The following is a 20,970-nucleotide window of genomic DNA, read 5'->3' as shown; positions in this document are numbered from 1 at the left end:
TGGCGGGAGCAGTGGGCGGCTGCCGTTAATACAAAATTTGAGGAAAAAGGGCTGGATGTGCGTATCGACCACCGTTCCTATGTGCGGCAGGGACTTGACCTGATACCTACTGTCCACGAGGGAGCTAATGTCCGGCAGATGGAAGCAAAGGGCATCCGCACCGAGAAAGGGGAACTGAACCGCTGGATTAAAGCTACCAACCGGCTCATGCAGGATGTGAGGAAGAAGATCAAAGCCCTGTTTGTCTGGATGGCAGAGGTAAAAGAAGAACTTTCCAAACCCCAGACACCGAGCCTTGCCGACCTGCTGATCGCTTATTACAACCAGCGCAACGCAGGGGCATGGAGCAATAAAGCCAGAACCGGAAACTTAAAACAGTTTGCCGGAGCCGTCAATTATCTGACGGAAAACAAGCTGCTCACATTAGAGGATTTGCAGGATCGTCTTTCCTCTGTCAGTGAAGAATTTGAAGCATTAAGCGGCTCCATGAAAAAGAAATCCGCCCGGATAAAGGAATTGCAGGAATTGATACGGGAGGGCGAGAATTACCAGCGGCTAAAACCTGTTCATACGGAATTGAACAATATCAAGTTTAAGAAACAGAGGGGGAAATTTGAAACATCACACGATGCGGAGTTACGGCTGTTTTATGCCGCCCGCCGTATTCTGAAAGAAAAACTGGACGGAAAACCCATTGCCCTGAAAGCATGGAAACAGGAATATGCACAGTTAAAAACAGAGTATGCCGAACTGTCTCCGCAGCACAAGCCACTCCGGGAGGAAGTCATACGGCTGCGGCAGGTGCAGAACGCCGTAGATACCGCACTGCGCCGGAGGGAGCAACCACAGGAAGTACAGAGAAAGAAACATGAGATGGAGCTATGATATAACCGGCAGCTTTACCGCTGCCGGTATTTTTATGGAGGGAGCATTTGAATGTATTTGAAGCGGTGAAACAGTCTGTTACCACCCGGCAGGCTGCTTCATTCTATGGAATCCGGGTGTGAAGAAACGGCATGGTCTGCTGTCCATTCCACAATGACTGCACGCCCAGCATGAAAGTGGACAGCCGCTTTTACTGCTTCGGCTGCGGGGCTTCCGGGGAGGTGATCGACTTTCCCGCTTTGCTGCATGGATTGGGGAAACGGGAAGCTGCGGTCAGGCTTGCGGAGGACTTCGGCGTTTCCTATGAGAAATCCGGCAATGCACCGCCAGATAGGAAGCGTCACAACAGGTCACAGCCCCGACAAAAATCAGCGGAGCAGAGATTTCAGGAAACGGAACGGTATTGTTTCCGGGTGCTATGCGATTATCTGCGCCTGCTGGAGCATTGGAAAACAGCATACGCCCCACAGCCGCAGGATGCCATCTGGCATCCTCTTTTTGTGGAAGCGTTGCAGAGGATAAGCTACACAGAATACCTTTTGGATATTTTGTTATACGGAGAAATAGAAGAAAAAGCGGCATTGATCGCCGCACAGGGAAAGGAGGTGCTGCGGCTTGAACAGCGAATTTCAGAGCTTGCCGCCAGAAATGCAGGAAACGGTCAAAAGGACGATGGATACAATGGAACCGGCGCAAACACCAGCAGAAATCCGGGAAACATTAGAGGGGACGCAGAAAGGCGGCGTGAAGAACAGCATCCGAAACTGCCTGACGGTGTTCCAGCGTGACCCGCTGTTTCGTGGGGCGCTGCGTCTGAACCTTTTGACGGAGCAGATTGACATTGTGAAGCCGCTGGGCTGGGAGCGCACCAGTACCACGCTGACCGACATGGACATGAACTACCTGCTTTTGTATCTGGAAGAAAACTACGGGCTTACCAGCGAGAAAAAGGTGCAGAGCGCCATCAAGATTGTTGCCAATGAAAACCGCTACCATCCGGTCAGGGATTACCTGAACAACCTGCAATGGGACGGCACAGAGCGCATCCGTTACGCCCTGCATCACTTTCTGGGAGCCGATACGGACGAATACACCTATGAAGCCTTGAAACTGTTCCTGATGGGAGCCATCCGGCGGGTATTCAGACCGGGGAGCAAGTTTGAGGTCATGCTCTGTCTGGTTGGTGGTCAGGGAGCCGGGAAATCTACCTTTTTCCGGCTGCTGACAGGCAGGGACGAATGGTTTTCAGACGATTTGAAAAAGCTGGACGATGAAAATGTGTACCGCAAGCTGCAAGGGCATTGGATTATCGAGATGTCGGAGATGATTGCCACAGCCAACGCCAAGAGTATTGAGGAAATCAAGTCATTCCTAAGCCGCCAGAAAGAAACCTACAAAGTGCCGTATGAGACACACCCGGCAGACCGGCTGCGGCAATGTGTATTCGGAGGGACGACCAACCGGCAGGACTTTTTGCCCCGTGACCGCACCGGCAACCGGCGCTTTCTCCCCGTGACGGTGTACCCGGAACGGGCGGAGGTTCACATACTGGATGATGAAGCGGCGGCGAGGGCGTATATCGAACAGATGTGGGCGGAAGCCATGACGGTTTACCGCAGTGGGAAGTATAAGCTATCATTCAGTATGGAAATGAACCGATATCTGAACGCCCACCAGCAGGACTTCATGCAGGAAGACACACAGGCTGGCATGATCTACGCCTATTTGGAGGACTACACCGGTGACAGGGTATGCTCCAAGCAGCTTTATGAGGAAGCGCTGGGGAACTTAAATTCCCCGGCAGACTGGGAGACACGGGCAATCTGTGAGATTATGAATACCGGCATTGCGGGCGGCATCATACAGGGCTGGGCAGCCTACAAAAGCCCGAAGCGGTATAAGAAATACGGTTCTCAAAAAGGCTGGGAGCGTGTCAACCAAGCCCCGCCGGAGGGGGACGGTTTTCAGGAAATCACGGAAGAAGAAGCCCGGCAAATGGAACTGCCATTCTGAAAAGCCACCGGTTGACAGTTTGGTTGACGCTTCGGTTGACAGCCGGTTGACGGAGAAAAGCCTGATATTTGGGGCATTTCTCCCCTTTGTCAACCATGTCAACCAAGAAATCAAAGAAAAAGTAAAAAGTAATCATAGAGCGCCTATGGATTGTTTTCAAAGTCTTTTCTGCCGGTTGACACGGTTTGGTTGACACGGAGACAGTCTGCGGCTGTACACCTGCCTGACATTCCCTTGTCGGGCATATTTCATTTATGGAGGTAACTGCCTATGGCAAAAAACAAAAACGAGAGCAATAACGAAAACAGCGGCACCCTGCTTACCGAAAAAGACGGCACCCAGTATTTTGTCATGGGGAAAGTCCGTATCAAGGTATCGGAGCATTTCGCACAGGATGGGAAGCCGCTTGACAGCCTGCTGGAAGATGTGATCCAGCACGCTGCCGCCGCTTCCTGAAAAAATACGGAATAACGACTGTCAATCAGCCCACGCTTATGATATACTTGTACCAGCGAGTATTGTATAAGCGTGGGTTGTTTCTTTTAGAAGGAGGATTTTTAACCGTGAAACAACCATACAATACAACGATTTATAACACTGCACTATATTTGAGATTGAGCCGTGACGATGAATTACAGGGGGAAAGCGGCAGTATCCAGACCCAGCGCATGATGCTTAGGCAGTATGCCGCAGAGCATGGGCTGACTGTTGTAGACGAGTACATTGACGACGGATGGAGCGGGACAAATTTCGAGCGTCCAAGTTTCCAAAGGATGATTGATGACATCGAGGACGGGAAAATCAACTGCGTTGTCACAAAGGACTTATCCCGTCTGGGAAGAAACTATATCCTGACCGGTCAGTACACGGAAATCTATTTCCCCAGCAAGGGAGTACGCTACATTGCCATCAATGACAATGTGGACACCATCAACGGAGAAAGCGAGCTTGCACCGTTCTTAAACATCCTGAATGAAATGCACGCCCGACAGACCAGCAAAAAGGTCAAGGCTGCCATGCACACAAGATTTGCCAATGGCGCACACTATGGAGCCTATGCACCGCTGGGCTATGTAAAAGACCCGGACAAAAAAGGTCATCTTCTGATCGACCCGGAAACACGCTGGATTGTAGAGAAGATTTTTGACCTTGCTGTACACGGGCGTGGAGCCGCCAGCATTACACGGATTCTGGTGGAGGAAAAAGTACCTACCCCCGGCTGGCTGAACTATGAAAGATACGGGACTTTCGCCAATATCTACGCCGGTGCGCCCGCAGAAAAAGCCTATGCGTGGACGATTGCACAGGTCAAGAGCATTTTGAAAGAGGAAACCTACATCGGTCACAGCGTTCACAACAAGCAGAGCAACATTTCATTCAAGAACAAGAAAAAGGTGCGGAAGCCGCAGGAAGAATGGTATCGTGTGGAAAATACCCACGAAGCCATCATTTCCGAAGAAGTGTTCCAAAAAGTTCAAGAGCTGATTGCAAGCAGACGCAGGAAACGCAGAAACGGTACGACACAGATTTTCGCAGGATTGATAAAATGTGCAGACTGCGGATGGTCTTTAGCCTATGGGGAAAACAAGCAGAACAAAAACCCATACGGGTACTACCATTGCAGCAAGAACGGACAGGGATTACGCCAGTGTTCCATGCACTATATCCGCTATGATGTACTGTATGCCTATGTGCTTGCAAGACTGCAATACTGGTCTATGATGGTACAGAAAGACGAGGACAAGCTGCTGAAACGGCTACTCAATGCCAGCGACAGGGAAAGAAACTCTGCGAAGAAAAAGCAGGCTGCGGAGCTGAAAAAGGCAGAGAAGCGTAAAGCCGAGGTTGACGGGCTGTTTGCTAAAATGTATGAGGACTGGTCTGCCGGACGCATAACCGAGTATAACTTCAATATGCTGTCCGAGAAGTACCAGAACGAGCAAAAGGAACTTGAAACAAAAATAAGACAGCTTCACGAAACGATGGAAGCCGCCGTACAGACCGCAGCGGATGCTGAAAAGTGGATTGCCCTAATGAAACAGTATGTCAACCCTGTGGAGCTGACCGCCGAACTTCTGAACACTCTAATTGAAAAAATAACCGTCCACGAAGCTGTCAAGGGCGAGGATGGAAGCCGTGAGCAGGAAGTAGAAATCTACTACCGCTTCATCGGCAAAATCGACTGACCTTTCTTTTTTACCCAACAATATCTTTAATTAAGGGAAACGGGTGTTGGATTGCCGGATATCGATAATCTAGAGGCCCTTGCCAAGGCACTGGATGTAAGCCTGGTTTCGCTGATGCGGGGAAAAACATGTGACGAAAAGCATATCAGTATTCAAGATGCAGAAGAATTGGTGACTAATACAATCAAGATATCAAAAGAAACATCGAAGCTAAAGAAAGGATTCTGGGGAAGTATACTTGGAATTTTTGGGATTATCATCGTTCTTTTATGCATTCTGTTGTTACGGGATGGTAAAATAGTGATGTATTCTGTAGCAAGCATTATAACTGGATTAATTGCATGGGGAATACCAATTATAGATAGAGTATTTTTGAAAACGCATTATGTCAGAAGAACGATGTTAGTGAGTGTTGGATTCGCATTTTTGTCTGTATGGATACAGTTCTTGGATATAAAAAATCTGGCGTATACTGGTAATTGGTCAGCAATCCATGATACAATTAATGTGCTAGCAGCAGTAGTAATTATGTTTTGTATCATTACACTGTTGTTGAATTTTATAAATATTAAAACGCATGATTAAAAAATATTGATTTTTTAGGAAAGCATATAATGAGAGGCAGGAAAAGTATATGTTACCACCACGAAAAGTCCAATTCGAAGCACAAAAACGGGAAAATGAAAATTTGAGAATTAGAACATTTCTTAAATGTAATGCAGATGAAGAAAAACTGGATCGTCAATTCAAGAGTGTTCCGTTGGAAAAAGTTATGGCAATGGAAAACAGTATGTATTATACAATCCGAAAGCGGCGGGGAATCTGGCGCTAAATTTCGCTTTTCCTTTTGAAAAGATTCTGGTATGATAGCATGGTGTAAAAATTTTGCTATCAGAAAAAACTGAATGAATCATAAAAACAAAGGAGAACACATAGATAAATGAGTATTTTAAATGTAGAGCACCTGACGCATGGGTTTGGTGACCGTGCGATTTTTGAAGATGTATCCTTTCGTTTGCTGAAGGGCGAGCATATCGGTCTGATCGGTGCAAACGGCGAGGGAAAATCCACATTTATGAGTATTGTAACCGGTCACTTGATGCCGGATGAAGGAAAAGTGGAGTGGGCAAAAAATGTCCGTGCCGGGTATCTGGATCAGCATGCGGTGCTGGAAGAAGGAATGACCATCGGAGATGTGCTGCGCTCTGCATTTTCCTGGCTGTTTGAGATGGAGACAGAGATGAACCAGATGTTTGAGCAGATGGCGGAGGCCACACCGGAGGAGATGGAACGTCTGCTGGAAGAGACGGGTACTTATCAGGAATTGCTGGATCAGCATGATTTTTATATGATCGATGCGAAAGTAGATGAAGTTGCCCGTGCATTAGGCCTGCTGGATCTTGGACTGGATCGCGATGTAACGGACTTAAGTGGTGGTCAGAGAACAAAAGTTTTACTGGCAAAATTACTGCTTGAAAAACCGGATATTTTATTGCTGGACGAGCCGACGAACTATCTGGATGAAGAGCATATCGCATGGCTGAAACGTTATCTGCTGGATTATGAAAATGCATTTATTCTGATCTCTCATGATATTCCGTTTCTGAATGAAGTAGTAAACATTATTTATCATATGGAAAATCAGGAACTGAACCGTTATGTTGGTGATTATGAGCATTTCCAGGAAGTGTACGCCATGAAAAAAGCGCAGCTTGAGGCAGCCTACCGCAGACAGCAGCAGGAAATCAGCGAGTTAAGGGATTTTGTGGCAAGAAATAAAGCCAGAGTTTCTACCAGAAATATGGCAATGTCCCGTCAGAAAAAACTGGATAAAATGGATGTCATCGAACTGGCGGCAGAGCGGCCGAAGCCGGAATTCCATTTTCAGTATGGACAGACGCCGGGAAAAATGCTGTTTGAGACACAGGATCTGGTGATCGGTTATGATGAGCCGTTGTCCAAACCGCTGAATTTCTCCATGGAGCGTGGGCAGAAGATCGCGTTGGTCGGTACAAACGGAATCGGAAAAACAACGTTGTTGAAGAGTATTTTGGGATTGATACCATCTATTTCCGGTGAATGTGAACTGGGCGAAAAACTGCAGCTTGGTTATTTTGAACAGGAAGTAAGCCCGGATAACCGCAACAGCTGTATCGAAGAAATCTGGGAAGAGTTTCCATCATTTTCCCAGTATGAAGTGCGTTCCGCTCTGGCAAAATGTGGACTGACAACGAAGCACATTGAAAGCCAGGTGCGTGTGTTAAGCGGTGGTGAGCAGGCAAAAGTGCGTCTGTGCAAATTGCTGAACCGTGATACGAATTTCCTGCTTCTGGATGAGCCGACCAACCATCTGGATGTGGATGCAAAGGATGCGTTAAAGACTGCATTGCAGGAGTATCGCGGAAGTATCCTGCTGATCTGCCATGAGCCGGAATTTTATCAGGATGTGGTAGACGAAATCTGGAATATGAGCCAGTGGACTACCAAGTTATAGAAAATCTATCGCGCATTGGATATACATGATAAAGAAAATATAGGCTGTTACGAAATGGTTGCAGAATATATTGAGAAAAAAACATCAATAGTGCAGTAGTGTATGCTAACTGAAGTGATTGACAGAGTACCCCGCAGGGGTATACAATGATGTTGATTGAAAAATCATCATTTGAGAAAGAAGGAATCAGTATGGTAAAAACTGTATTAAAAATTGATGGTATGTCATGCAGCATGTGTGAAGCTCATATGAATGAAGTCATCCGCAACAATTTTAAAGTTAATAAAGTTTCTTCTTCAGCAAGTGCCGGAGAGACCGTCATCATCAGCGATGCAGAACTTGATATTCCATGGGTGAAAAAACAGGTAAAAGATATTGGATATAAAGTATTATCTTATGAATCGAAACCTTATGAGAAAAAAGAAAAGAAAGGTTTCTTCCATTTTGGAAAGAAATAAGAAACCGGGAATATGCAGTGAAAAGCCGACAATTACGACAGAGGAAATTCTGTTGTAGTTGCCGGCTTTTTCTTTATGCATTCAGATGTTGCAGTCCATGGAGGATACTTTTTATAAAGAAAACAGAATGCACGGCGAAGAACCATAGTTGGGAATAAGAAGCAACCGGCAGCTTCGTTGTGCATTTTGTATATGAATAAAGCCGAGATTCTGTAAAAAATTTCATGGCAGGATTTGTCGAATCATTGTATAATAAATCTATATGCAAAAAACAGGAGAGACGAAGGATGAACTGGAAGAATGTACAGATTGTCCCAACATTTGTAGATCAGGGCGTATCCTGCTATCAACTGGAGGGCGGAGACTTTAAAAATGAATATTATATTGTATCAGAAGCGGAGACACGGAAATTATTAAATAATCCGGAGATCGTTGGATATGAGACTTATTATTGTCTGATTCCGTCCACTTCCCAGATGTTGTATTATTTCAAAGAACAGAAGAAGGTGACAACCGCCAACATTCTGTCTATTCTGCGTGGTGCGTTAAACTATCCGCTGGAGGAGAGCTGCTATCGTGAGCATATCCGTGTGCATGACATCAGTTTTCTGTCCAGTGAGCGTGTGTTCCATGAAGATGAGATTGCCGGTCTTGAGATTAAATACAGCAAGCTGACGATGGTGCCTGGAAGTACCTTGTTGATCGGTGATATCATTGCTACCGGAGAGACATTGATCCATTGTCTGCGATATGTGACTGATTTTTACCGCGCACACGGAGCAAAACTGCGCAATATTATCATCTTTACGATCGGTGGGACAAAAGGCATTGAGATTTTAGAACGCCTGACCGAGGAAATCCGTGAATACTGGCCGGATTTTGAGGGATTTATTACAGTATTTTATGAAGGTATTTTTGCAACTTACCAGGATAAAGGTGTATCCGGCATCAACCTTCCGGATGTCGATTTCTACTGGAAAGGTGGTATCATTGCGCCGGAATTCAGACGTCAGACACTTTCCATGTGCAATCCGTTATTTGAGAAATGCATCATCTATGATGGTGGCGCACGTCGTTACGAAATCCATGAGCATGTAGAGGAAGTGCTGGAATTCTGGAACGGCATGCTGGAGCGTGCAGATGAGATCGATCTGAAGGAATTGCTGGATGAGAAACTTGGTTATCCGGCTCCTTTGGCATACAATGACTGGGTGGAAGCAAACCATTATCAGGAGTTGAACGACGCACAGAAAAACTGGCTGTATCGTCAGGAACTTGGCTATATCGAGAGTTTAAAAGGAATGACTGTGCGCGAGATCGCAGAACAGAGAATCGAAGAGATTACAACAGCATTGAGAAAATATATGCTATAATAAATCTGTCAATAGCTGCATGATACGACTGCTTGCAGGCAGTATCATGCAGCTATTTGACGGATAAACACACATGAGCATGTAGGGAGATAGCCCGGAATGCGAATGTGTGTTGCGGATTCGAGAGTTCGAAGAACGTAGAAGCCGCATTTATTATAAAAGTAGAAACAGAAAAAGATACGACTGCTTGCAGGCAGTATCATGCAGCTATTTGACGGATAAATAGAAAAGATTGCGAGGAAAAATATGACCAAAAAGCAACGGGCGCTTGAAATCATCAATCGTCTGAAAACAGAATATCCGGATGCAGACTGTACATTGGATTATGATCAGGCCTGGAAACTGTTGGTCAGCGTCCGGCTGGCGGCGCAATGTACGGATGCGAGAGTCAATATGATCGTTCCGACGTTATTTGAAAAATACCCAGGCGTGGAAGCACTGGCGGATGCTGATGTGGCAGATATCGAGGAGATTGTCCGTCCCTGTGGACTTGGCAAGAGCAAAGCCAGAGATATCAGTGCCTGCATGAAGATGCTCCGGGACGAGTTTGATGGAAAAGTGCCGAAGGATTTTAACGCCTTGCTGAAACTTCCGGGTGTGGGACGAAAAAGTGCCAATCTGATCATGGGAGATGTGTTTGGGCAACCTGCCATCGTGACAGATACCCACTGCATTCGTCTGGTGAACCGCATGGGATTGGTGGATGGCATTAAGGAGCCGAAAAAAGTTGAGATGGAATTGTGGAAGATCATTCCACCGGAGGAAGGCAGCGATTTCTGCCATCGTCTTGTATTGCACGGGCGAGAAGTCTGTACTGCACGGACACAGCCGTATTGCGATAAATGCTGTCTGAATGATATCTGTAAAAAACGCATCTGATGTTAGTGATATTGTTAAGATGCGATAAATTCAAGTCGAACGCACGTGAGACTTGGTGCGTGAATCTGGTCAGCGAAAGCTGACATATTCTTCTCAGAATCACTGCACATCCTCGCGGAGCGTTTATCTCAGTCGGAGATTGTACTCCCACTGAGAAAGACTTGTTATTACTCACCACTTGCAGAAGTGGGAGTCTTCTCGACTGAGATAAAAATCCCTGTGTAAAAGCGAAGATTATATTCGCAGCAAAATAGGGGATGAATAAAGCTTTGTATGAAAGAAAACTTTGAAATCATTGTAAAAAAAGGAGAACATGAATGCTGGAAATCAAAGAGTATGTGAAGGCAGAAAGTCTGGAACAGGCATTTGAACTGAATCAGAAGCGCACCAATCAGATCATTGGTGGAATGCTCTGGATGAAAATGGGAGATCACAGAATACAGACGGCAATAGATCTGTCGGGTCTTGGTCTTGATACGATCGAGGAAGATGAGACACAGTTTTCCATCGGGTGTATGACATCTTTACGACAGCTGGAGTTACATGAAGGACTGAATCAGTGGAGCGACGGAGCAGTGCGTGAGAGTGTACGTCATATTGTAGGTGTACAGTTTCGAAATCTGGCCACTGTGGGAGGAAGTATTTTCGGAAGATTTGGTTTTTCGGATGTACTGACCTGCTTCCTGGCAATGGATACCTATGTGGAACTGCATCACAGTGGAATTCTGTCTCTGGCAGATTTTGTGAATCTTCCAAGAGATAATGATGTACTGATCCGCCTGATCGTAAAAAAGACACCGGGTAAATGTGTTTATCTGTCCCAGAGAAATACAAAAACAGATTTTCCAGTGTTAACCTGTGCTGTCTGTCGGGATGAAAGAGGAATCAGAGTCGCTGTAGGTGCGAGACCACAGAAAGCGATGCTACTGACGTTATCAGAGACACAGAATGCAGATCTTGCACAGAATCGTGCAGATGCAGCTGCAAAAATCGCAGACGAACTTGCGGCTCAGATTCCAACGCAGGATAACATGCGTGCCAGTGCTGCATATCGGACACATCTTGCCAAGGTGCTGATCCGTCGTGCGCTGCTGACCGTGACAGAGGAGGTGCAGTAAGATGGTTGTGACAATTACATTAAATGGAAAAAAAGTGGAAGCACTTGTAAAACCGGATACATTACTTATTGACTTTGTGCGTGACCATGGTTGTTACAGTGTAAAGCGTGGCTGTGAGACATCTAACTGTGGACTTTGTACTGTATTCGTAAATGATAAACCAGTACTTTCCTGTTCCATGCTGGTGGCACGGGTAAACGGATGTAAAGTAGATACTTTGGAAGGACTTCAGAAAGAGGCCGAAGAATTTGGTGCATTTATTGCAGATCAGGGGGCAGAGCAGTGTGGGTTCTGCAATCCGGGAATGATTATGAATGCCATTGCATTATTTCGGGAAAATCCGGATCCTTCTGATGAAGAAATCAAAGAATATTTAGCAGGAAACCTTTGCAGATGTTCCGGATATGAAGGACAGATGCGTGGAATCAAAGCTTTTCTGGAATACAAAAAGAATGGAGGCAGCAGATGAAAGCAGTAAATCAGCCAATTCGAAAAAAAGATGCCATGGCGCTGCTGACAGGAAAACCGGTTTTTATGGACGATCTGGTTCCGAAGGACTGTCTGATCGTCAAATTACTGCGCAGTCCCCATGCCAATGCAATCATAAAAGAAATCAATAAGACTGCAGCGGAAAAAGTACCGGGAATTGAAGCAATCTATACCTGGGAAGATGTTCCGCAGCAGCGTTTTACTACAGCGGGACAGACCTATCCGGAAGCGACACCTTATGATCGTTTGATCCTAGACCGGCATGTACGTTTTGTGGGTGATCCGGTGGCGATCATTGCCGGTGAGGATGAAGCCTGCGTGGAAAAAGCCATGCGTCTGATCAAAGTGAAATATGAAGTGCTTCCGGCAATTCTGGATTTTCATGTGGCAAAAGATAATGAAATCCTGATTCATCCGGAGGATAACTGGAGATCACTCTGTCCGGTTGGCGCGGACAATAAACGGAATCTCTGCGCCACAGCCAGATCGGAAGAAGGCGATGTGGACGGTGTGATGGCAGAATGTGATACCATTGTGGAGCATACTTATCATACTGTCGCAGATCAGCAGGCGATGATGGAGACATTCCGCACTTACTGTTCTGTGGATGCCTATGGCAGACTGAATATTTTCAGTTCCACACAGATTGTATTCCATGTGCGAAGAATTGTATCAAATGCTCTTGGTATTCCGAAGTCTCAGATCCGTGTGTCAAAACCGCGTGTGGGCGGTGGGTTTGGAGCAAAACAGACCGCAGTTTCTGAAGTGTATCCGGCATTTGTAACCTGGATGACAAAGAAACCGTCCAAAATCATTTTTACCAGAGAGGAATCCCAGATTGCATCCTCTCCCCGGCATGAGATGGAAGTGCATGTAAAAGTAGGTGCAATGAAGGACGGAACCATCCGTGCGATTGATATGTATACACTGTCAAATACCGGTGCTTACGGTGAGCATGGACCGACAACGGTAGGATTAAGCGGACACAAATCCATTCCGCTTTATGCAAAAGCAGAGGCATTCCGTTTTGATTACGATGTTGTGTATACCAATGTAATGTCTGCAGGAGCATATCGTGGATATGGTGCGACACAGGGTCAGTTTGCACTCGAATCAGCGGTGAACGAACTGGCGCAGAAACTGCATATGGATCCGGTGAAGCTGCGTGAGATAAATATGGTGCGGGAAGGCGATATCATGCCTGCTTATTATGGTGAGCCAAACAACAGTTGTGCGCTGGATCGTTGTCTGGAACGCGCGGCAGAGATGATCGGGTGGAAAGAGAAGTTCCCTTGCCGGGATATGGGCAACGGAAAAGTGCGAGGCGTCGGTATGGCCATGTCCATGCAGGGATCCGGTATTTCCAATGTGGATGTAGGATCTGCGACCATTAAGCTGAACGAAGATGGAACATATCTGCTCTCTATCGGTGCTGCTGATATGGGAACCGGATGTGATACGACACTGGCGCAGGTGGCAGCGGAATGTCTGGAATGTGATACGGACAGGATTGCAGTATCCGGTGCAGATACCGATACCTCACCTTACGATTCCGGATCTTACGCATCCAGTACGGCATACGTTACCGGTAAAGCCGTGGAAAAGACTGCACTTCATCTGATCGAAGAGATGAAGCAGACAGCTGCTCAGATGTTGGAGTGCAACGTGGACGATACCCGTTTTGAAGGAGACCATGTAAGCTGTATTTCCACAGGAAAAACCGTGACAACAGCGGAAATCGGTGTGCATTCCATGTGTGCCAATAACCATGCACTTCAGGTAACGGAGAGCCATTATTCTCCGGTTTCTCCGCCACCGTTTATGGTCGGAATGGCAGAAGTGGAAATTGATAAAGAAACCGGTGAACTGGAACTGATCGATTATGTGGCTGTAGTTGACTGCGGTACTCCGCTGAACCCGAATCTGGCAAGAGTTCAGGTAGAAGGCGGTCTCGGACAGGGTATCGGCATGGCATTGTATGAGAATGTACAGTATACGGACTACGGAAGAATGATGAACAATTCCCTGATGCAGTATAAGATTCCAGCTCGTGTGGATGTGTGCAGACTCCGGGTTGAGTTCGAGAGCAGTTATGAACAGTCCGGCCCGTTTGGCGCAAAATCCATCGGAGAGATTGTTATCAATACACCATCTCCGGCATTGGCACATGCGGTTGCCAATGCAACAGGTATCTGGGTGCGTGAACTTCCGATCACACCGGAGAAAATTGCAATGGGTACACCGGAAGAATAGAAAAAAGAAGTAAAAATCAGTGCATTTCCTTATAAAAAAGGAAAAGAATGTGAAAAAGACTGGTAAAAATTACGTTCAGCACTACCAAAATGCCTTAAAACTTGGTACAATAAGTTTTAAGGCATTCTTTTACTTCTTCAAAGCAAAAGAATACTTCGTAAGGATTACAGAACTGAACAGCGGAAAATATCAGTTTTGCAGATGTTTAGTTCGCAACAAGATTTGCAGACAAATCTTGAATATATCAGAGAGGCAGGTGTGGCACATATGATGACCGTGTATAAAACGGATAACCGTGTCCTTCATGAAGTAGAAGAGATGGATCCGGGAGTCTGGATTATGATGACAAATCCAACCATGGAGGAGAGTCAGGAAGTCGCGGAAAAATATGATATTGATAGGTAGATGTCCGTGCCGCACTGGATGAGGAAGAGAGTTCCCGTATTGAACTTGAGGATGGTTATACACTGATCCTGGTGGATATTCCGGCGATGGAGATCCGTCATGAATCCAAGAACTATACCACAATCCCGCTGGGTATCCTTCTGACACAGGAATGTATTATCACAGTGTGCACCGAGGAGACACCGATCCTGCAGCATTTTATTGAACGCAGAGTGCGTGAATTTTCCACAAAGAAAAAAATGCGTTTTGTATATCAGATTCTGTTCCGTACTTCAGCAATGTATCAGAGTACACTGCGTATCATTGATAAAAAGAGAACGGATATTGAGGAAAATATCGGCGGAAATACCGAGGATGAAGATCTTGTAAACTTGCATGAACTGGAATCGACCCTGGTATATTTCGCCACATCCTTAAGAGCAAATGGTGTTGTGCTGGAACGTCTGTCCAGATATAAACGACTGGAACAGTATCCGGAAGATACGGAACTGCTGGATGATGTCATTATTGAGAACAAGCAGGCGATTGAGATGACAATGATCTATCGTGATATCATCAATGGTACCCGTGAACTGGTATCCTCAGTTATCAATAACCGCTTGAATAATGTCATGAAATATCTGACGTCAATCACTCTGGTTATGGCGATTCCGACGATTATTTCCGGATTGTACGGAATGAACGTCAGTGGGAAATGGATGCCATTGTCTGATACTCCTTATGGATTCGGAATTATCTGTATCGGAACTCTGGTAATCTGTATTTTGATCCTGCTGATCTTAAGAAAGAAAAATATGTTGTAACACCAGAAACCACTATTTTACCTATCATTAAACTGGAAATTAATATCACAAAAAACGTCCTGTTTTTCACAGAAAACGACATTGAGATAAGTCGTTGCTTATGAAATAATTATCGCATCAAGATAATAAATTTCATAGGCAGCGGCTTTTTTTATGCAGAAAATATCGTTTCTGGTATAAAAATAATCCGCATAAAAACAGGAGGGGAAAATTAATATGAAAACTATCTATGCAGAGGCTCAGCCGGGGAAAGTAGTCTTAAAGGAGAAAGAGATTCCGGCACCGGGTAAAGGAGAGGTATTACTGAAAGCAAAATACAGCGCAATGAGTCCGGGAACAGAGAACGGACTTCTTGGTGAACACATCGTACCGCTTCCAACAAGTATCGGATATGCGATGGCAGCAGAAGTCATTGAGGTTGGCGAAGGTGTGGAGGAGTTAAAAGTTGGCGATCATGTAGTAGCAACCGTAGAGCATGCGCAGTATGTCGTAACATCTGAATTAAACTGTACACTTTGTGCGGAAGGCGTTGACTTAAAACAGGCTGCATTCTGGAACCTTGGCCATACAGGAATGTATGCACTCCGCCGTTCTAATTTACAGCTTGGTGAGCCGTGTGCAGTTCTCGGACAGGGATTTGTAGGAGCGATCACAGCACAGTGTGCAAGAATTGCAGGTGCTGTTCCGGTTATCGTAACTGATCTGGATAACAACCGCCTGGAAGCAGCAAAGAAAATGGGAGCAGATGTTGTCATCAACTCAAAAGAAGATCCGGATGGACTGGAACGTGAAGTTGCAAAATTAAACCGTGGCGGACTTCCGGTTATTTTCGAGGCAACCGGCGCAAGAGGACCGTTAATGCAGGCAGCTGAACTTGTTTCCGAGCGTGGACGTGTCGTTATGATTTCACAGGTACACGGCGAGGCTATGCCGCCGATCGATGATCCGATCATGCAGAAAGGTGCAAGCCTGATCGGTACATATGTAAACTCCAAACCATATAAATTAAGAAGAGCAGATCTGTTGATCGAGGGCGCTTGGCCGCCGGTAATGGGCAAAAAACTGAATCGTTATGTGAACTCTGACTGCTGGACGAGTGATGAGGATATTCAGGTATTCTTAAATCTGATCAAATATGGCAAACTCGATATCACTCCGTTGATCAGCCACGAGTTTTCATACAAACAGATTCCGGAAGCATATGCTGATTATGTATTCCCACATGTAAATCCGGATATGACAGGCGGACTGATCTGCTGGGAAGAATAAAAAAAGTATAAACTTTATAAAGAAAATCTAAAAAAACAGCACTTTTTTCACAAAAAGTTGCCTTTAAGATAGGACTAAGATGTGGCAAAATACAAGCATCAAGAGTGGCTCAGGCAAATGGGACTTACCGTGATAAAAGGAGGAAAATTGAAAAATGGCTAAAAACAAAAAATTCTTGGGATATGGAATCTTACTTTCCATACTGGGTATCGTTTTCATGTTCCTGTATTCAGGACTTCAGAATGATCAGATCAACATTATTCAGGCGTTCAGTGGATGGAGCGGCGACGCTACCATGGCACCGATGACCGTTGGTAACTTTGTTTGTATCGTATTAACATTCCTTTACGGAACCATGTTTATCAAGTTTGGCGTAAAGAAATCCTTGATTCCGACAATGATTCTTTGTGCGGTTGGATGTATCGGTGTTGCAGCAGCAAACGGACTTGCATGCAACGGCGGAGAAGGAAATTATGTTTTATACTTTATCTCTTTATTCATTACAAGATGTACTTGTATGATGTTGCAGATGGCTGGATTCCAGCTGGTAGCAAGCTGGTTTGTACGTTTCAGAGGACAGATTATGGGTGTCATCACTGTTGGTAGCCCATTATTCTCAGTAGTTGGCACAGCCGGAATGACTACACTGATTACAAAGAAGCTTGGCGGAGATTACAGACCATTCTATATTGCTATTGCAGTATTGTTAGTAATTGTTGCAGTTGTTGTTGCTTTTGCAATCAAAGACACACCGGAAGATGCCGGATTATATCCGGATGGAGCTGATCATCCATTAAAATCTGAGGGAGCTGGAGAAGAAGTAAAACTGACCATCAAAGATATCCTTTCAACAAAGAAAGGCTGGCAGGTTATTATTTCTTTCGGAGCACTTACATTTATCATCAACGCTTGTATGGGTTCCATGGCAATGCGCTACATCACATTAGGTGGTGGCGAACCTACTATCTGGTTACAGGCAGTTAAATATCTGTCAATTGGTGCTCTCCTTGGTATCCCGATGTCTTATGTATTCGGTCTGATCGATGATAAAGTAGGAACTGTAAAAGCAGCAATCGTACTTGGCTTATGTGAATTACTTCCAATCCTTGGTCTGATGCTTCAGCCGGAAGGCGGTAGCAAGGTGCTTATGTTAGTATGGGGATTTGGTGTTGCTTGTATGACTGGTGGTGTTCCGACACTTCATCCTTGTATCATGGCATTCGCTTATGGACGTAGAGAATATCAGGCTGCAAACCGTATCATCATGGCTATCCAGTTAATCCCGTCTGCAGTAGCTGCACAGATTATGGTAGGCTTCATGCAGAGAGGACAGACAACAACAGCTTACATCATGCTGTTAATCGTATTAGCAGTAGGTATCATTACACTGCTTACAATGCTCGGCATGAAAGATGCCAACGCAGCTGACCGTGATTATGGTAAAAAATAATAAAAAAGTTTTATGATCATACATATTAGACATACGGAACAATATATATGATTACCTATATTGCCTAAACCTATGAACCTATGGAAAAATGACTTCTGCATGTATGTGCAGGGGTCATTTTTCAAAAACAGGAAAAACCTAGTAAGATACTGGGAATGTGCGTGAATCGGAAAGAGTAATAAGAAAAACAAGTTGATGTTAGAAACAGAAAATAAAATGACTATCCACTCATGTGGAAGAAAAGGAGAAATGGTATGGAACTGGTAAAAATCAAAGGCGTGCAGAAAAATAAACCGGCACGGGAAGAATGCAAAAACATGCTGACCATGGCAGACATTATTGAGGGCGTCAATGCTGTATTAAATCCGGGTAAACCGAAGATCAACTGGTTTGCACCGGCAGATGACGCAGTAGCAGCCGTACATATTAAAGATGGAAAATATGACGAGGCTACTTCCAATCCATCCGTAGTATATGGCGGAAAAGTATCTGATAACAAGGTGGAGAATCTGAAAGTTGTAGCCTATGAAGGAACGGAAGGTGCTATCTATGCAGAGGGCGCGGGTACAGACGTGACTGTAGATACCGCATACATCAGCCTTGCCGGAGATGGACAGGGAATCGGCGGACCGGCCAGCGGTGCATCAGCAAAATACAATGCAAAACTGACCATCAAAAATGCAGTGATTGATACAAATGGAAGAACCCGTTATGCAACAGCAGCAGAGGAAGGTTCTGTATTGAAAGTATATGATTCTGTAATCTGTGCACACGGCATTCCGTATGGTGACGATATCGAGAGACCGGACGCGTTAATGTCCACTCCGCCACCAGCACTGGAGATGGATGGAAATACACGTACTCACTGTACGATGTCCAATTCCTCCAGTTACTTCTACAATTCAAAAATCATCTGTGATGGATGGGCAGCTCTGTCCACAGAGTCTTCCGAAGGCTATGTATACCTGGAAGCAAATGACTGTGATATTGTTTGTACCAAGAGCGGTTACGGTGCATACTCCGATCCGGGATGCCACGATTACTTCAATGACTGTAACTTTGATATGTCCTGTATGGCAGCCATTGTTGCAGGAAATTCCGATATGACATTTAATGACTGTACCGCAGAGTGTGGATCTTACTTTGCACTGACTCACTGTGTAAACGGGTGGCAAGAAGAAGTTGCGGATATCACAGTTACAGGCGGAGACATCCACACGAAGAAAGAGTGTGTACTGGTTAAGAGCCACAACATGATGCTGGATCTTTGTGATGTAAATATTTCTTCCGACAAAGGTATTCTGGTTCACACCATTGTAAATGATGATCCATGTGCAACAAAAGTTACGAAAGATGTATTTGGTGTAAATGTTGTTATGACAGACATGGATGTCAAAGGTGATCTGCTCCACGAAGATACCACGAGAGAAATGTGGGTAATGCTCAACAGCACACAGCTGACAGGTGCAATCCAGCATGCGAATGTCGCATTTGACAAAGGAAGTAAATGGGTTGCAACAGCAGATTCTGATGTCGTATTTGTGACAGATGTAGAGCCTGCACAGATTGATGCGCCGGCCGGTGTGACAATTACAGCAAAAGGTGCTCAGGCAGGTGAATTTGCACTGGCAGGTGGCGGAACGTTAGTTGTCACAGCATAAGAAAATATAGTGTTTATACTGGCCAAACCAGTAGAGATATAGTATACTAAAATTATATGATTTGGGTCTTAAAACAACCAAATCCTGATTGCGTGGATTGCTCCGTGCTTTGCACTCCGATAAGTTTTGTGGAGGGTACGGAAGCATTAGAAAAAAATATGAGGTGGATGAAATGACAACAAACGTAAAAAAAGTATTGCATGCAGGAATCAGTGTTTACAATATGGAAGAGTCTCTTGCGTGGTACAAAAAGAATCTTGGTTTTGAGGTAGTAAAAAATGACGGATATGTACCGCCGCTGAAAGCAAAAATCGTGTTCATCGAGAAAGATGGATTCCAGATTGAATTATTCGAGTATGATGAGCCGAAAAAAATCCCGGAAGATCGTCTGACACCGAATACAGATCTTCAGACTGTTGGAACAAAACATATTGCATTTGCAACAGATGACATGGATGCACTGAAAGCAGGTTTTGTAGAGAACGGTGTTGATATCGCACATGAGGTTCGTATGGATGGCGAGGCGGTTATGTTTGTACGTGACTGCAATGGTGTTCTGCTTGAGTTTATCCAGGGTAAATAATCAGTAGAAGTTTGTTTTTTGAGAGTTGTAAAATTTAAGCGGTGCCCCGCAATCTGCGGGGAACCGCTTTTCATCGTATGTATCGGCAAAAAGTAGTATTGTAGGTACTGAAAAAGTGGTAAAATGGGATAAAGTGACAGGTTGAGATTGAGGAAAAGAAATGATAAATAGACGCAAACGAGGATTATTGATCATCAGTATCATCATCTTGGTATCATTGCTTGTGATTTTGTGTGGATCTCTGTTCTATGACAACATCCGCAACAAGGAAAGGACAAAATCCACCGAAGAGAATGAAAACCAGGTTGAGATTGAACTGGTTTATGCCTATCAAAATGCACAGTGGAATTCAGCTATTGAGGCGACAGTGCGAAATTTTGAGAAAAAGTATCCGAATATCAAGGTTAATTATGAAGTAAACTATGAGGACAAGGTTTATGAGGATATCCTGATCAAAAAAATTGCGCGGAATGAACTGGGAGACATTGTGCAGCTGAAGACGCCGGAGTCTTATGCTAACAGTGATACATTGGGAGAAATCTCAGATGAGGTGAAAAATCTGGTTACGTATACCTATGATGCAGGCGGAAAAACTTACGGAGTAGGTGCGGTGGAATCTACCCAATGTCATTTAGATAAGGATTGCTTTAT

General features: G+C 44.9%; 20 protein-coding genes and 1 pseudogene. All 21 read left to right on the top strand.

Translation table 11 applies throughout. From position 1 onward, the window contains the following. On the top strand, positions 1-885 hold an 885-nt coding region (locus HMPREF0373_RS06755), incomplete at its 5' end, for a MobA/MobL family protein (RefSeq protein WP_021738922.1). A gap of 47 nt (positions 886-932) precedes the next feature. Then, positions 933-1,673: pseudogene (locus HMPREF0373_RS06750) on the top strand (CHC2 zinc finger domain-containing protein). After that, a complete protein-coding gene (locus tag HMPREF0373_RS06745; RefSeq protein WP_147597875.1) occupies positions 1,558-2,898 on the top strand; it encodes a virulence-associated E family protein in 1,341 nt (446 codons plus the stop codon). Before HMPREF0373_RS06750 ends, HMPREF0373_RS06745 begins: the two are co-directional and overlap by 116 nt. A gap of 270 nt (positions 2,899-3,168) precedes the next feature. After that, positions 3,169-3,354 (top strand): hypothetical protein, encoded by a 186-nt coding sequence (locus HMPREF0373_RS06740; protein WP_015540918.1) that lies wholly within the window; start codon positions 3,169-3,171, stop codon positions 3,352-3,354. Positions 3,355-3,392: 38 nt separating this feature from the next. Continuing rightward, positions 3,393-5,084: a recombinase family protein gene (locus HMPREF0373_RS06735; RefSeq protein WP_021738918.1), complete on the top strand. Its 1,692-nt coding sequence runs from the start codon at positions 3,393-3,395 to the stop codon at positions 5,082-5,084. A 51-nt stretch (positions 5,085-5,135) separates the two neighbouring features. Next, positions 5,136-5,669, top strand: coding sequence for a hypothetical protein (locus HMPREF0373_RS06730; RefSeq protein ID WP_021738917.1), 534 nt, complete (start codon positions 5,136-5,138; stop codon positions 5,667-5,669). 103 nt (positions 5,670-5,772) lie between these two features. Beyond that, entirely contained in the window at positions 5,773-5,916 is a 144-nt protein-coding gene (locus tag HMPREF0373_RS06725) for a hypothetical protein (protein WP_154301464.1), read from the top strand. A 108-nt stretch (positions 5,917-6,024) separates the two neighbouring features. Continuing rightward, positions 6,025-7,578 (top strand): ABC-F family ATP-binding cassette domain-containing protein, encoded by a 1,554-nt coding sequence (locus HMPREF0373_RS06720; RefSeq protein WP_021738915.1) that lies wholly within the window; start codon positions 6,025-6,027, stop codon positions 7,576-7,578. A 146-nt stretch (positions 7,579-7,724) separates the two neighbouring features. Next, entirely contained in the window at positions 7,725-8,036 is a 312-nt protein-coding gene (locus HMPREF0373_RS06715) for a heavy-metal-associated domain-containing protein (RefSeq protein ID WP_021738914.1), read from the top strand. 287 nt (positions 8,037-8,323) lie between these two features. Then, positions 8,324-9,409: a phosphoribosyltransferase gene (locus HMPREF0373_RS06710; RefSeq protein ID WP_022036449.1), complete on the top strand. Its 1,086-nt coding sequence runs from the start codon at positions 8,324-8,326 to the stop codon at positions 9,407-9,409. A gap of 246 nt (positions 9,410-9,655) precedes the next feature. Further along, a complete protein-coding gene (locus HMPREF0373_RS06705) occupies positions 9,656-10,288 on the top strand; it encodes an endonuclease III domain-containing protein (RefSeq protein WP_021738911.1) in 633 nt (210 codons plus the stop codon). Positions 10,289-10,605: 317 nt separating this feature from the next. Next, the gene (locus tag HMPREF0373_RS06700; protein ID WP_021738910.1) at positions 10,606-11,406 is read left to right on the top strand and encodes an FAD binding domain-containing protein; all 801 of its coding nucleotides are present in this window, start codon (positions 10,606-10,608) and stop codon (positions 11,404-11,406) included. A 1-nt stretch (position 11,407) separates the two neighbouring features. Then, the gene (locus tag HMPREF0373_RS06695; protein ID WP_021738909.1) at positions 11,408-11,875 is read left to right on the top strand and encodes a (2Fe-2S)-binding protein; all 468 of its coding nucleotides are present in this window, start codon (positions 11,408-11,410) and stop codon (positions 11,873-11,875) included. After that, positions 11,872-14,148: a xanthine dehydrogenase family protein molybdopterin-binding subunit gene (locus HMPREF0373_RS06690; RefSeq protein WP_021738908.1), complete on the top strand. Its 2,277-nt coding sequence runs from the start codon at positions 11,872-11,874 to the stop codon at positions 14,146-14,148. The genes HMPREF0373_RS06695 and HMPREF0373_RS06690 overlap by 4 nt, the downstream gene beginning before the upstream one ends. 195 nt (positions 14,149-14,343) lie before the next feature. Then, a complete protein-coding gene (locus HMPREF0373_RS17615; RefSeq protein WP_341348893.1) occupies positions 14,344-14,553 on the top strand; it encodes a hypothetical protein in 210 nt (69 codons plus the stop codon). A gap of 14 nt (positions 14,554-14,567) precedes the next feature. Continuing rightward, positions 14,568-15,356: a magnesium transporter CorA family protein gene (locus tag HMPREF0373_RS06685; RefSeq protein WP_341348894.1), complete on the top strand. Its 789-nt coding sequence runs from the start codon at positions 14,568-14,570 to the stop codon at positions 15,354-15,356. Positions 15,357-15,572: 216 nt separating this feature from the next. Continuing rightward, positions 15,573-16,625, top strand: coding sequence for a zinc-dependent alcohol dehydrogenase (locus HMPREF0373_RS06680; protein WP_021738904.1), 1,053 nt, complete (start codon positions 15,573-15,575; stop codon positions 16,623-16,625). Positions 16,626-16,779: 154 nt separating this feature from the next. Further along, on the top strand, positions 16,780-18,075 hold the full coding sequence (locus tag HMPREF0373_RS06675; protein ID WP_021738903.1) for an MFS transporter: 1,296 nt from the start codon (positions 16,780-16,782) through the stop codon (positions 18,073-18,075). 254 nt (positions 18,076-18,329) lie between these two features. Further along, positions 18,330-19,736 (top strand): hypothetical protein, encoded by a 1,407-nt coding sequence (locus HMPREF0373_RS06670; protein ID WP_044963275.1) that lies wholly within the window; start codon positions 18,330-18,332, stop codon positions 19,734-19,736. Positions 19,737-19,908: 172 nt separating this feature from the next. Then, complete coding sequence (locus tag HMPREF0373_RS06665) at positions 19,909-20,319, top strand: VOC family protein (protein WP_022035224.1); 411 nt, start codon at positions 19,909-19,911, stop codon at positions 20,317-20,319. A gap of 160 nt (positions 20,320-20,479) precedes the next feature. After that, the coding region (locus HMPREF0373_RS06660; protein ID WP_021738900.1) for a type 2 periplasmic-binding domain-containing protein at positions 20,480-20,970 on the top strand (491 nt) is incomplete at its 3' end.

Origin of the sequence: Eubacterium ramulus ATCC 29099 (assembly GCF_000469345.1) — a bacterium.
Classification (GTDB): Bacteria; Bacillota; Clostridia; order Lachnospirales; family Lachnospiraceae; genus Eubacterium_I; species Eubacterium_I ramulus.
This window is presented reverse-complemented; position numbering and strand designations above follow the sequence as displayed.